This window comes from Saccharibacillus endophyticus, assembly GCF_013185185.1.
Taxonomy (GTDB): domain Bacteria; phylum Bacillota; class Bacilli; order Paenibacillales; family Paenibacillaceae; genus Saccharibacillus; species Saccharibacillus endophyticus.
On record NZ_JAAZWE010000006.1, the window covers coordinates 467,355 to 480,877 of the forward strand.

Consider the following 13,523-nt stretch of genomic DNA (forward strand, 5'->3'; position numbering starts at 1 on the left):
TAAGATCAAAATCATCGGGTCAACATGACTTTTGTGTTGTATTGCGGCTTCCTTGCTCACAAAAAATCGTACAACCGAAATTCGGCTGTACGATTTTGGGCTGAAAATATTGGATCGATCAAAGCAGCCTTCGGCTTTGAGCTTCACTTTTCTCTTTTTTTCAACTTACTCTCTTACTCCTTGTCCCACAGCTTATACAGCGCTTGGGTTCCTTTGTCTTCGTAGCCGGCGTCGGCGAGTTTGCGGTACAGCGATTCGGCCAGTTTCAAGCTGGGCAGATCGAGCTGCATTTCGGCGGCGGATTCGAGGGCGATGCCCATGTCTTTGATAAAATGCTTGATATAGAAGCCGGGTTCGAAATCGCCGTCGAGCATGCGAGGAACCAGGTTGCTTAGGGAAAAGCTTCCGGCGGCGCCGGTTTCGATGCTTTTCAGCACGGTGCGAGGATCAAGACCCGCTTTTTCGGCATATACGATCGCTTCGGTCACCCCCATCATATTGGAGGCGATGGCGATTTGGTTGCACATTTTCGTATTTTGTCCGGCTCCGGCCGTGCCTTGATACACGATATTGCTGCCCATGATCTCAAGCAAAGGCAGCACCGCTTCATAATCGGCTTGTTCGCCGCCGACCATGATCGACAGCTTGGCGTTTTTGGCGCCGACGTCTCCGCCGGATACCGGAGCGTCCAGCACGCCGATGCCTTTTTGCTTGCCCTCTTCAGCCAGGCGGCGTGCGAGCAGCGGGCTGGACGTGGTCATGTCGATCAGATACGCGCCCGATTTGGCGTGGGGGATCAGACCGTCTTCGCCCATGTACACCTGTTCCACGTCCTGCGGATAACCGAGCATCGTGATGACGATATCGCAAGCTTGCGCCAGCGCGGACGGCGAATCGTGCCAAACCGCGCCGCGATCGACCAGCTCCTGCGCTTTGGATGGCGTGCGGTTATAGACATGCACCTCATGCCCTTTGTCCAAAATATGACCGGCCATGCTTTTTCCCATAACGCCTATTCCTGCGAAACCTACGATTTGTTTTGCGGATTCCAAATATATTCACCCTTTCCGAAAAGTTAACGTGCGCTTTGCTGCACTCGGCGAAACGGGACTGCCAGCAGAACGTCGATTCAACGTCAACGATGCAGCGTGCGATATTGGCCGGGCGACATATCCAGGCAGCGCTGGAAAGTCCGGTTCAAATTACGTTCGGAATACCCTACCATACCGGCGATATCCATCACGCTGCAATCCGTTTCCTTCAGCAGCCGCTTCGCCTTATTCACTTTAAACTCTATCATATATTCCACGAAAGAGATGCCCATTTCTTTTTTGAATAACCGACTGAGCGTGGACGCGCTGATCCCTTCGTTTTCCGCGCATTCCGATAACGTCAGACTGCCGTCTTCGTCGCTTTCGATTTGTGCGCATACCCGCCGCAGCAGCTGTCTGGAGGAGTTGCCCGCATTTTCGCTGCGTATCCGCATCCAGACCGGGAACACCATCCCCGCAAACCAACCGTGCATTTCGCGCGACGTTTGGTTTTCTTTTAACTGCTCGAACAGATTTTCTCCGAACAGCTTGCCCGGAACGGCTCCATTGGCTTCCAAAGCTTGAATCAGCGCCGACAACAGCACATGGTAACACTGGGAAATCACGTTATAAGATCCTGCCGTGCGCACCCGATCCGTAAACTCTTCCAATGCCGCTTCCGCTCTCGCCGAATCCTCTTCGCTCAATGCTTCGATCAGGCTGCGCTCCACCTCTTTGGGATATAAAAACAACGGGCTTCCCGCCTCCAAACGAATCGGTTCTTCATACCACAGCACCCGATCCGCATCGCGGAACAATCGGTATTTCAGCGCGGTACGAGCCTCCGAAACGCTTTCGGGCAGTTTATGAAGCGGAACCTGACGACCGATGCCTACCGCAGCCGAAAAAGAAAGATACCGCGCAAGCGATTCCACAATCTGCTGCGCATAACGCCCCACGCTTTCCCTGATCGTTTTCGGCGAAGTTCCCGGCGGGAAACAAAGCACGGCCGCGCTCTCTTTTTCCCCGTCTTCCGCAGTCCAACCGCTCAACCCGTTCGCTTGAAGCAATTCGTTCATGACATTGCGGACCGCAAAGCGAATGACCGCCCCTTCCTGAGGCAAAAAGCGTTTTTCACGAAGCAAGTCTTCCACCTTTACCATCACGACCGCCGCTTCTCCGCTCGAATCGATCCCGTATCTGGAGCACTGACGCTGCAACTCTCCGGTATCGACCGCATAATCCCCGCGCAATAGTTTTTGGAAAAAGCGATCCCTTAAATCCGGCTGCATGCTGCGTACGTAACGATCCAGCGATCCGGCCTGCTCGTTCAGATAGTCCAGGCAAGAACGAATGTATTCGATCTCGTTGCCATCGCGATCGGACCCGCCCGACTGACCGCTCCGAAGTCTTGCGCCGTGCTGAAGCAGCCGTTGAACCGGATTATAGGCAAGCTTTGACGTGACCACGCTAAGAATCAAACCGAACAGCAGACAGGCCCCCGCGGTGAAAAAGATCAACCCGCGTATCCAGCTCAGCTGCTTCATCATCGAAGCTTCCGGCAGCCACGAGACATAGGTCCGTCCGAACGAAGTCCGCTGGAACGCGAGCAGAGCCTGACCTTCCTCGCCTCGCATCAACTCGCTGCCCGAAGTCTCTTCGCCTTCCGAAGCCAAACGAAGATCTTCGGCTCGCGGGACGGCTCCGCCGGGTTCCCCGCCGTAAGCCTGGAGCAGCGGCGTTCCGTTCGGAGCCAGCACGAGCAGCGCCTGATCCTCCAACGAAGTCCGATAACTTTTCAGCATCCGGTCAAGTCCCGCCTCGTCCACCTGCATCACGAGTAAACCCTGCGGCTCGCCCGAAAGCATGACGGGCAGCGGTCGGACATACGATACATAACCTTCCCGCGCGGCTTCGCCCAGTCTCATCCAACCGCTTTCCCCGCGCTCAAGCGCTTCCTTAAGGTCGGTACGGTATCGAAAATCCGATTCGGCGACATGACCGTAAGTGTTGGACAGCGTCGTTCCCGATTCGGTACGGTAAAACACGATATCCCCGATCAGCCCTTCCGTCCCTCTTCGCGCTTGAAACAAATCGAGCAGTTCCATCTGGGCCAAATAATCCTCGTTATACCCGGGATCGGCCAAGGCTCTTCGGATCAAAGGCTCCATCGATAGCTGCAACGACACATTCTCAATGCTGCCCAGCGTTTGCTCCATCCGATCTTTGAGCAGCAGCAGCGACTCTTCGCTGTCTGCCTGAAATTGAGCAGTCAACCGATTCGTCGAAATATAATAGTAAGCGCTTCCGATCAGCAAAATGGGAATGAGAACGGATAGGCAGCCCAACCAAATCAGCCGATTGAGGTAGCTGTCTGCGGGTAGTATACGACGTGCGTTCCGTTTCACGGATTGCGTAAATTCGCTCATGGATGCTTCCTCCTGTCCGTTTTGGCATGCTGCTCCCATTATACCTAAAACCGAATCGCGCTTACTCGGGATTTTATTTCTTCCCGGAGACTAACGGATACACGCGCACGCATTCCCAAGAAGACAATTTTGCGATTTGCACAATGAGCTTGCCGCCGCGCACCGATATTTCGGGACGTTCCCCGGAGATCAAGCATTCTGCCGCATACGAGCCGGGATCGTTCTCGGTCGTTAGGCTCAACTCGACATCATGCAAAGGCAGGATCGCAGTCAACGGCCGCCGCCCGGCTCCGTTCACGAGATGAACGAGGCGTTCTTCGTTTTTGCGGAACACGGTCAACTGAAGCCCGGGCCGTTCGTTCGTCTCGATCGCCGGAGCTTTTCCAAGCAGCCAGCGTACCGAATTGGCAGCCAGGCGATAATGATCCTGCAGCTTATAGTCGGCGATCAACCGGCTTAACGAAAACGACAGATATAGCGAACGTCCTTGTCCCGGCTCCTTTGCGACAATCAGCGGCAAATCCGTCCGCGGAACCGGCAGCGACGCGCGTTCCGGCGGAGCGCCTACAGCTTCTGGTGGGGAAAAAGGCGGAACGAGCGTCGCCAACACCGTCACGCTCGAATCTTGTTGATCGGTCTCGCAGTACGATACCCGTCCGCGCAGCGGCAGCAGTTCGGTAGACTGTAATCCCGCACGCAGCGCATGATCTTTCCCTTCCGGTTCGAAACGGATATAAGCGGCTTGCAGTTCTTCGCTGCGCACGCTGTTTTCGGCGATGCCGATCAGCATCGTCGGACTTGCGGCGCTGCCGCCTCCGTCGGGAAGCGCTCCTTCGGTCAACAATCCGCCGCCTTCCCGAACGAAATTCTCCGCAGCCGCAAGCAGCGCATCCGTCCACGCAAAACCTTCGGGAACGATCACCGCTTTGTAATTCTTCATAGCGCCTTGTTCCGCTGCCTCTGCGGGTAATACCGCGAACGGCAGCCGTGCCTGAATCAGCGCTTCCGCCCATCCCTCGGCGGAAGGCGCCGAGTTCCACAGCAGCGCGATCTCCTGTTCCTGCTGCGCCCCGTCCATCAACGCTTCGACCTTCGCGACGTCGCGGTTCAACCCGGCCACCTGTTCCAATATCCGTTTATCGCCGATCGTATCGGGAATGCCCGTGAGCGAATGCCAGATCTGCCCGCCGTTGGCCGGGACCTGCGCCATCCAGAACCGGTATTCCGCGGGCGGGAGTCCGGTATGCCGCCAGTCCATGCCGGGACAGGAATGGACGATGCCGAGCGGAGCAGGCAGTCCATGCCCCTGCGCCGACCGCCCGAACCGCATCGACAGCGCAGGCTTCCAAAATTCCGGGATATGCTGCCAGCCGAGCGATAGGATATCCTGCGGCTCCGCGCAAATCAGATCGGCAATCTCTGCGCGTTCTTCCAAACGATCGCGGTACAGATCATAATACAGGATCGTCGGCACGTCCGGCTTAACCGACTTGATCGTGGCGTTCAATCTCCGCATATTATCCGTCATGCAGCGCAGCGGAAAATCTTTTTCCAGCAACTTTCGCGTCTCCGGCAGTTCCGCTCCGTCATAAAGCTTCGCATATTTGCTCCGGCACGTCTCGCAGCGGCAAAACTCGTAACCCGGCGCATTGAAAAATACGCCGTCGATCCCGTAACGCCGGAGCGACTCGACCAGAATCCGCTCCGCCGCTCCTTCGTTGCGATACCCGCTGTTGATGCACGTTTTCATCAGCAGCGGCCACGGTCCGGGGCGCATGGCCCCTATCGTTTCCGGACGCCCTTCGGCGTCGCGCACAAACCACTGCGGGCGACGCAACCAGACGTTGTCATCCGCTTTGCTGAAATCGTAACGGGCGATAAAGCGGATGTTGCGGCTATGCAGCTCCGAAATCACTTCCTGGAGCAAGTCCCGCCCTTTTTCCAAAAACGGATTCCTGGTATGGTAAGGCACTTCGGTATCGTACCAAGCGTAGATCCCGCCTACGTTGAACACCACCGCATTTGCGCCAAGTTCCTCTAACTGCCCGGCCAGCCGTCGCGGCTCGATTTTGTCCGTATCGGCTACCTGAAGATTGGGCTGAATGATGCGCAGCGGCTTCCGCCACCACGCTTTATCGCGGCTTTCCATGAGACTCCTCCTTTTTGCAGCCTGCATCCTTGCGTTCAGATACTGCTCGTGTCCGATCCCCGGTCAACGATGAAGCGAAAACTTCCGATCGAATCAAGACTCTTGGAACTGCTTGTAAGCCGCCGCCATATCGAGAAACGCCTGCTTGAGCGCCGGCTGTTCGCGCAGTCCCGCCACGTAAGTATCGAAGTCTTCCAACGAAATCTGTCCGACGATCGCTTTGGTCATCATCGACTTGTATTCCGTATCATGCTGCGGCCACGCGTTAATCCACGATTCCACCGTCACGACGCGGTACGGGTCGATTTTGCCGATCTCGTCGAATACTTCCACTTCCGCGATTTTGGCGTCGTTGAATTCTTTGCTCGCCGAAGCACTGATTACTTTGCCCCACTTCGCATATGCCAGCACGCCTGCGCCTTTGCTTGTCGTATTGACTTCTTTCACGCCCTGCTCCGTCAGCACTTTTTGCCCGTCTTCGACCGTATGATGCACGCCTTCTTTGCCGTAGTACGCATAATCGGTCAATTCTTGCGAAGCCGTTTGCTCGAAGTACGCCAAGAGCTGCTTCACTTTTTCTTCCGGCACTTTTTTCGAGATGTAGAAGCCGCCCGATACGCCCGTTTCCAACGCGACCGCATCGTCCCCGTTCGGTCCTTTCAGATGCAGATTCAGGATTTTGGCGTCTTCTTCGCCGGATTTGCGCATCGCTTTTTCCCACTCGTCGTCCCACCAGATCGGTCGTCCGTAGGAAGCGGCGCGGTTCGTTTTGAACAGTTCTTCAGCCTGCGTTTCTTTCATGACCGCGTACTCTTTGGACATCAAGCCTTCAGCGTAGAGTTCCCGGAAAAAGCCGACCATCTCTACATACTGCGGCGTTAAGCGCGGATTGATCAGGCCGCCCGCATCGTCGTAAGTCGGATTATACACGCCGAAGCCCGCCTGCATCGCGGCTGTCGGATTGTCGACGAACAAATGCCCCACCGTGCCCGGTTTCGCTTTGACGATTGCCGCCAACGCGTCTTTATACTCTTCCATCGTGGTCGGAACGTCGATATTCAGTTCTTTGAGCCAGTCTTCGCGAATCTTCAGACCGCCGTCCACCCGAGATCTCGATCTCGGCAGCGCATAGATTTTACCGTCGACCGACAGGTATTTCAGCGCGTCATCGGCCAGGTTTTCTTTGAGATTCGGATATTCGCTCAGGTCGCCCAGGAAAGGAGTCAGATCCCAGAACGCTCCGTTTTTGATCGCGCTGATCAGCGTCGGACGGGTAAAGTCGGTTGTCGATACCACTTCCGGCAGTTGGCCCGAAGCGAGCAGCAGATCCAATTTCGTGTTCAGGTCGCCCGACGGCACCCATTCGATATCCAGCTTGGAATTCGTCATCTCCTGCCATCCTGTCCAGTACTCGTCGTTCATGTCCGGAAGCTCGCTGAACAATCCGGCAAACATCTGGATGCTGACCGGGCCTTTCGCTTCTCCTTCCCCTTGCGCGGCCTGCGATCCTCCGCCTTGCGGACCGCAAGCGGTCAATACGGAGAACGTCATCGCGGCTCCGCACAAAGCGGCGATCCATTTCCTGTGTGAACTTTTCATTTTACCCATATCGATATTCCTCCTTGGATGTCGGATCGTTACCTACCCTTTAACCGAACCTAACATAACGCCTTTCGCGAAATGCTTTTGCAAAAACGGATATACGACCAGAATCGGCAGCATCGACAGTACGATCGACGCCATGCGGATCGTTTCCTGCGGCATGACGGCTTCGTCGCTCGCGCCCGCTCCCGCCGCAGCCGAAGAGTTCGAATCGATCACGAGCGTTTTCACCAGCACCTGGAGCGTCCATTTGTTCGAATCCGTCAGATAGATCAAAGCGTTAAAATACGTATTCCAATGCGCCACCGCGAAAAAAAGAGTGAATGTCGCGATCGCGGGCATGGACAGCGGAATCACGATGCGCCAAAACACGCCGAGATCCGAACAGCCGTCGATCTGCGCCGCGTCCTCCAATTCCGAAGGAAGCGATTCCAAAAAACTTTTGATAATGATCAGGCTCCACGCGTTGGTCAAGCTCGACAAGATCAGCGACCAATACGAGTTGATCAGCCCAAGCTCGCGGATCAGCAGATAATTCGGCACGATGCCGGCACTGAACACCAGGGTAAAGATCACAAATCCCATAATCAGTTTATAACCCGGCAGCGTGCGTTTGGTCAGCCCGTAAGCAAACGTGAACGAAACGATCAGGTTCAGCGCCGTGCCGACGACCGTGATGAACACCGTACTTTTGAACGCGTTCAGGAAACTGTTCGTGGATAAAATATACTGATACGCGTCGAGCGACCATTTTTCCGGGAATAGATAGAACCTAAGCGGCACGTACACCTCGGGATCCGTAAACGACACGCTGAACACGTATAAAAAAGGAAAGATGCAGACCAGCGAAATCAACAGGATGAGACTGTAATTGACCCAATCGAACGCGGTCGGCTTTTTGCTTTTCACGAAACTCATAACATGGCTCCTTTCCGGGAAGATCGTCTTGTTCGTTTAATAAATGCCTTCCTGTCCCATCTTTTTGACGATCCGGTTGGCGGTGACGATCAGCAGCAGTCCGATGATTCCTTTGAACATCCCGACGGCCACGCCGACACTGACGTTACCTTGCAAAATGCCCCTCGTGTACGAATAGGTGTCGAATACTTCGGCAACCGACATGACGAGCGGATTCATCATCAGCAATACCTGCTCGAAGCCGACGTCGAACATATTGCCGAGACGCAGCACCAGCAAGATCACGATAGTCGGACGGATCGCGGGAAGCGTGATATGCCAGATCTGCCGCCAGCGGTTCGCCCCGTCGACGACGGCCGCTTCATACCGCTGCGGATCGACGCCGGCCATCGCCGCGAGGAAAATGATCGTGCCCCAGCCGGCTTCTTTCCAGACGCTTTGCGCGGTGATCATGGCCCAAAAGTAATTGACTTGCGAGAGGAACGAAACGGACTCGCCGCCCCACGACACGATGATCTTGTTGATAATGCCGACGTCGGCCGAGAGGATAAAATACGTCATGCTCGCCACGACTACCCACGACAGGAAATGCGGCATATAGACGATCGACTGGTTGATCCGTTTGAACGTTTCATGCCGGATCTCGTTGAGCATCAGCGCCAGCACGATCGGAACCGGGAAATTGAAGACCAATCCCAGCAGATTGATCGCCAGCGTATTGCGGAGCATGACATAAAAGTTCGGATCCGCGAATAAAGCCGTGAAATGATCGAAACCCGCCCACTCGCTGCCTGCAAAACCCAAGTACGGATTGTAATCTTTGAATGCCAGCAGCAAACCCCATAGCGGACCGAATTTGAATACGATAAAAAAGAGCAGTCCGGGCAGCATCAACAGATAAATGGTTCGATGTTTGACGATGCGCGACCATAGCGAAGCGGGATACGCTTTGTTGCCCTCCGAAGACAAGGTTGCGGGTTGTTCCATGGTCATTCTCCTTTCTTGAAAAAATGGACTCAAGCGTCAGGACATGTCTTCACACTCTACAAAAGCAGCTTTTGCTCAGCTTTCTTTATCGACAAGACGCTTTTTCGCAGACGCGCGGCGGATCTGTACGGCTTCGTATTTTTCCAGGCGTTCGATCGTAAAAGAAATGCCTGTTGCTGTTTGCTGTACGTCGATATGATTTTTACTGACCAGCGATATGGCTTCGTATCTGTTGAAAAAGAGATCGGACGACGCTTCATCATTCAAGCTGCCGATCGTGAACGTCAAGGGCCCGATCGGCAGCGCCTCATGGTAGGTCATCCCGTTGAATCCGGATAGATTGATGCATTGCAGCAGCAGATCGCTTTCACCCGCGCGATGCAAGAACACTTCCACCGAAGACGGCGCGTCCGACTTCAACGTCCAGCCGCTTTCCAATTCGCCTTCCAATATGGCGGCGAACGCCTCTTTATGGTCCTGCCAACCGTAGCGGCCATACCATTCCCCAGGCTGCCAGCCGTAATAAAGTCCGCTGCCCGCCCCGCTCCGGCGGATCGTCACCGCGTCAAAACCTTCGCTGCGCGCATGCCCGTACGCTCGTTCCGGCGGCCCGAACGTCGCGGCTTCGATGCCGCGCAGCCGGCCTTCGACGCCCGGCTCCACTTCCGCCGCCCAGCATGGCCCGGGCGCCACGATCCACCGCCGGCCTTCCGGTATGCCGGCCAACCCTTCCCCGTCCGCCTCGAAATAGGCGGACTCCGCATCCGGCAGTCGCCTCAGCTCCCGGATGCCGAACAGCGCGCTCAGCGATTCGGCGTCTTCCGCCAGCGCTCCGCCCGTGGCGGCGATCCGCAGCCCGGCCCGCTGCTTCCGCTCCAACAGCTCGCGTTCCTTTTCCGTCAGCCGGACGATTCCCGGCAGCAGCAGTACGCGCGCCCGGTCTTCTTTTTCCAATCTCCAGCTCATCCTTTCCCTTGCCACGACTTCGAACGGAATCTGCTTTTCCTTCAATATTTTGAACAGTCCCGAATATTCGCCGCGCGCCGTACCCGATTCCGGCTTCGCCAACAACACGTCTGCGACCGGTTTCAGTTTCTTGAATACGCTCTCATTTTCTTGTTGAAAACGGAACACCTGCTGCACCGTAGGCAAGTTGGACGCATCCGGATAATCCGGAAACGTTCCGATAATGCAAAAATCGAGCACGGAGCCTTGCGCCAACGCTTCGTAAAGCCGAATCTCCGTTTCATGCACCGACACTCCCGTAAACCGATACGGCAAATCGACTGCGTTGATGCTGCAGCAGCTGGAACGTTTGTCATCCCATCCGCCTTCGACCGACGCTATATTTTCGGACGCTGCGTACAGCCATTTGGGAAGCGGGCGCTTTAACGACGTGTTCGACTCGCTGCGCACCAGATCGACGCCTTCCGTGTGATAAGTAGAAATCGCGACCTTGGGATAATCTTTTTTCACGAATGCGCGAATACGCTGCAGCATCTCGCGGGTCGTCTGCTCGCAAAACTCCGCATACTCCTGTTGAAGCGGTCCGTTTTTCCCGTCGTATTGTTCCAGATCCTGACCGTGCATTTCACTGAAACGCCGCCGGCAATTCTCGCAATAACACGGTCCATAATGATTGCCGCTGTAATCCCAATGCTGATACCCGAACATATTGAAGAAAATGCCGTCTACCGGATACCGTTCAAGCACTTCCCCGATCATCTTGAGCGAAACTTTTTGCTGGTAATGACCGTTTACGCAAGTATGAACGATACCTTGGTAATTGACCTCTTGGCCTGCACGCGTTCGGTAAAACCAGTCAGGATGGCGCTCGAACAATGATTCATGCGCTTTACTGAAATCAAATCGCACGATGATTCGTTTCCCTCTTTGATGCGCCAAGTCCGTCAACGTGCCAACCAGATCATTTTCCAAAAACGGTGTCACATACTGCTCTTCCAGTTCGGACGGGTAAAAAGCAAATATGCCTCCCGCATTCACCATCAGTACATTAGCCGACAAAGCATCCAAATCATCCATCAGCCTCACCGGGTCCATCGTCGCATCCGTTTCGCGCAGATTGGTTTGGATCATTCGTATCGACTCTTCCATCCACCAACTCATCCGCTTCATCACCTCCCCTTTCGGCTAAAATGATATCGAACTCTTTTATAAAATATGCTTATTGGGATCATACTTGATGGGGCTCCGATCCCGATCGGGCTAACTACAGTGTGCAAAAATGGATGGCGGCAGGATACAGACAAGTTTTGCGGTCAAATTGTCCGGAAATTTTTGTCCGTTTCGTGTCTCTTTTTCCGGTAGAATAGAGAAGATTGTACTTAGATCAAGCTATTCATGTTCGGATTGCTGCAAAAAAAGTCCGGTTTACGAAACAGGCATCTGGAATGAACTGATTTTCTTTTCGCCATGACAAATGAACTGGAATGGATCAAAAGGCGCTTTTGAAGACAAAACTTGCAAAAACACTAAAGAACTTTTATATTAGTACCAGGTACTAGTATTAAGTGCTAAAGGAGCTGACTCGCATATGACCCTTATTCAATCGAACTCACGCATTTCCGCTTTAGGCACTTATGTTCCCGAACGAAAACTGACTAATGACGATTTGGAAGCCATGGTCGATACCAACGATGAATGGATCGTCCAACGTACAGGCATCCGCGAAAGACGCATTGCCGCCGATGACGAATTCACTTCGCATCTATGTATTAAAGCCGTTGAGGATCTTCTTCGCCGTTATCCGGATGCTCTGGATGGAGTCGATCTGGTGCTGGCTGCAACGACGACACCTGACTATCCCTTCCCTACAGTCTCGTGCCTTGTCCAAGACGCGTTTAAGCTGCAAAATGCAGGCACCCTCGATTTGAGTGCCGCATGTGCCGGTTTTACCTATGCGCTGCATCTTGCGAATGGAATGGTGACAGCAGGCTTGCATCGTAAAGTATTGATCGTAGCCGGTGAATGCATGAGTAAAACCATTGATTATACGGACCGCAGCACCTGCATTTTGTTTGGCGACGGGGCTGGTGCAGCTGTTGTTGAATATACGGAGCAAGGCGCTTTTCTCGGTTCCCATATGGGCAGCGACGGAAGCGGAGGCCAACATGTCTATCGAAGCGGCATGGCGGATACCTTAAAAGGCCAAAAGCTCGACGGTAACGGAAAAGTCGTACAGAACGGCCGGGAAGTCTATAAATGGGCGGTTCGCACCGTACCGGAAGGCGTGCAGCGCTTGAGCGAATCGCTACCGGGCGGAATCGACGATATCAATTGGTTTATTCCGCACAGCGCCAATTTGAAAATGATCGACTCTATTGCCGAAAAGACCGGGATCGGCAGCGAGCGGACACTGACAAGTGCCGAGTTTTACGGTAATACGTCTGCGGCTTCGATTCCTTTGGCTTTGCAGCTTGCGATCGATGAGGGAAAAGTCAAACGCGGCGACTTGCTGCTGATGTACGGATTCGGTGCGGGTCTGACGCACTCGGGTGTTCTAGTCCGCTGGTGAGGGGCCGCGAGCCTGCTTCCGACCTGCGCTTCGTTGTCCTTTCCCCTTCTATTTGATCAAACATTTAGAGGTGAAGGGAAAGGGCAAAGGCGCTCCGGTTCGGAAGCAGACTCGCTCTGTATGTAGGTGAAAAAGCGAAGTTCGAACTGTACGGCTTGAACTAGCCGCCGGAAGAGGTAGGGGCTGTCTGGATTTGAAAAGAACAATAGGTTAAAAAATTAAGGTTGAACGGTTATAAAGAAAAGAAATGGAAGCGGCAGATAGGGTACTAGAATGAATTGGAGATTAGTGAGGAAGAGCGAGAAGTAAAGACAACCGTAGCGTAGGCATAGAAACAACGATGATAAAGAGAGTTTTCGGAGCATTAGAATAGTAAGCAGAATTGAAGCATAGAGCACTCAAGCGAAGCGCAACGAATAGAGATATACATTCTTATTTCTTGACTAGAACAGAAACCGTCGTTCGATCTTACTATCCAAAGAAGTATACGTCCACGGAGCGTAGGGAGAAGCCTTGACGCTACTTTGGGCTTGCCGTTAGGCAAACCAGGGAAGCAACAAGGCTTTTCCCTAAGCGACCTGTTTACAGGGAAGCCTCCGAAAACAAGAAAAAAAGCCTTCCCTGTTAAGAGAAGACTTCTTCATTGGCTTGGCAGCTTCCTACTCTCCCGGGACCCTGCGGTCCAAGTACCATCGGCGTTAGAGGGCTTAACGGTCGTGTTCGAGATGGGAACGTGTGGAACCCCTCTGCCATCACCACCAAACCATAGGCGCTCCATATTTGCCTCTTCGCTCCACTTGGTTCCGGCTTTCGGATAAAATATCCTCAAGATGGGGAATCCAAAAGTCGCTCAGATTCAAATATTTCGCTAA

Annotated in this window: 8 protein-coding genes and 1 rRNA gene; 1 reads left to right on the forward strand and 8 read right to left on the reverse strand. The window is 53.9% G+C overall.

The features are described 5' to 3' along the window. Nucleotides 1-173: 173 nt before the first annotated feature. The 7 genes from HRQ63_RS21855 to HRQ63_RS21885 form a co-directional block, all read right to left on the reverse strand. Nucleotides 174-1,052: an NAD(P)-dependent oxidoreductase gene (locus HRQ63_RS21855; RefSeq protein ID WP_216674025.1), complete on the reverse strand. Its 879-nt coding sequence runs from the start codon at nucleotides 1,050-1,052 to the stop codon at nucleotides 174-176. 83 nt (nucleotides 1,053-1,135) lie between these two features. Further along, nucleotides 1,136-3,460: a helix-turn-helix domain-containing protein gene (locus HRQ63_RS21860; protein WP_172247258.1), complete on the reverse strand. Its 2,325-nt coding sequence runs from the start codon at nucleotides 3,458-3,460 to the stop codon at nucleotides 1,136-1,138. Between the two features lie 73 nt (nucleotides 3,461-3,533). Beyond that, on the reverse strand, nucleotides 3,534-5,609 hold the full coding sequence (locus HRQ63_RS21865; protein ID WP_172247259.1) for an alpha-amylase family protein: 2,076 nt from the start codon (nucleotides 5,607-5,609) through the stop codon (nucleotides 3,534-3,536). Nucleotides 5,610-5,702: 93 nt separating this feature from the next. Next, the gene (locus HRQ63_RS21870; RefSeq protein WP_229714085.1) at nucleotides 5,703-7,217 is read right to left on the reverse strand and encodes an extracellular solute-binding protein; all 1,515 of its coding nucleotides are present in this window, start codon (nucleotides 7,215-7,217) and stop codon (nucleotides 5,703-5,705) included. Between the two features lie 33 nt (nucleotides 7,218-7,250). After that, the gene (locus tag HRQ63_RS21875) at nucleotides 7,251-8,129 is read right to left on the reverse strand and encodes a carbohydrate ABC transporter permease (protein WP_172247260.1); all 879 of its coding nucleotides are present in this window, start codon (nucleotides 8,127-8,129) and stop codon (nucleotides 7,251-7,253) included. Between the two features lie 36 nt (nucleotides 8,130-8,165). Next, a complete protein-coding gene (locus HRQ63_RS21880) occupies nucleotides 8,166-9,116 on the reverse strand; it encodes an ABC transporter permease (RefSeq protein ID WP_172247261.1) in 951 nt (316 codons plus the stop codon). Nucleotides 9,117-9,191: 75 nt separating this feature from the next. Further along, nucleotides 9,192-11,243 (reverse strand): alpha-amylase family protein, encoded by a 2,052-nt coding sequence (locus HRQ63_RS21885; RefSeq protein WP_172247262.1) that lies wholly within the window; start codon nucleotides 11,241-11,243, stop codon nucleotides 9,192-9,194. A gap of 427 nt (nucleotides 11,244-11,670) precedes the next feature. On the opposite strand from HRQ63_RS21885, the gene HRQ63_RS21890 reads away from it, so the two are divergent. After that, complete coding sequence (locus HRQ63_RS21890; protein WP_172247263.1) at nucleotides 11,671-12,651, forward strand: ketoacyl-ACP synthase III; 981 nt, start codon at nucleotides 11,671-11,673, stop codon at nucleotides 12,649-12,651. Between the two features lie 646 nt (nucleotides 12,652-13,297). Here the strand turns inward: HRQ63_RS21890 and rrf are convergent. Further along, a 5S ribosomal RNA gene (rrf, locus tag HRQ63_RS21895) occupies nucleotides 13,298-13,414 on the reverse strand. Nucleotides 13,415-13,523 lie beyond the last annotated feature (109 nt).

What these genes read in the sequence shown, in the direction of transcription:
- HRQ63_RS21860 (WP_172247258.1), bottom strand. Translation starts at nt 3,460, where the DNA reads ATGAGCGAATTTACGCAATCCGTGAAACGGAACGCACGTCGTATACTA.
- HRQ63_RS21865 (WP_172247259.1), bottom strand. Translation starts at nt 5,609, where the DNA reads ATGGAAAGCCGCGATAAAGCGTGGTGGCGGAAGCCGCTGCGCATCATT.
- HRQ63_RS21885 (WP_172247262.1), bottom strand. Translation starts at nt 11,243, where the DNA reads ATGAGTTGGTGGATGGAAGAGTCGATACGAATGATCCAAACCAATCTG.
- HRQ63_RS21870 (WP_229714085.1), bottom strand. Translation starts at nt 7,217, where the DNA reads ATGGGTAAAATGAAAAGTTCACACAGGAAATGGATCGCCGCTTTGTGC.
- HRQ63_RS21875 (WP_172247260.1), bottom strand. Translation starts at nt 8,129, where the DNA reads ATGAGTTTCGTGAAAAGCAAAAAGCCGACCGCGTTCGATTGGGTCAAT.
- HRQ63_RS21890 (WP_172247263.1), top strand. Translation starts at nt 11,671, where the DNA reads ATGACCCTTATTCAATCGAACTCACGCATTTCCGCTTTAGGCACTTAT.
- HRQ63_RS21880 (WP_172247261.1), bottom strand. Translation starts at nt 9,116, where the DNA reads ATGGAACAACCCGCAACCTTGTCTTCGGAGGGCAACAAAGCGTATCCC.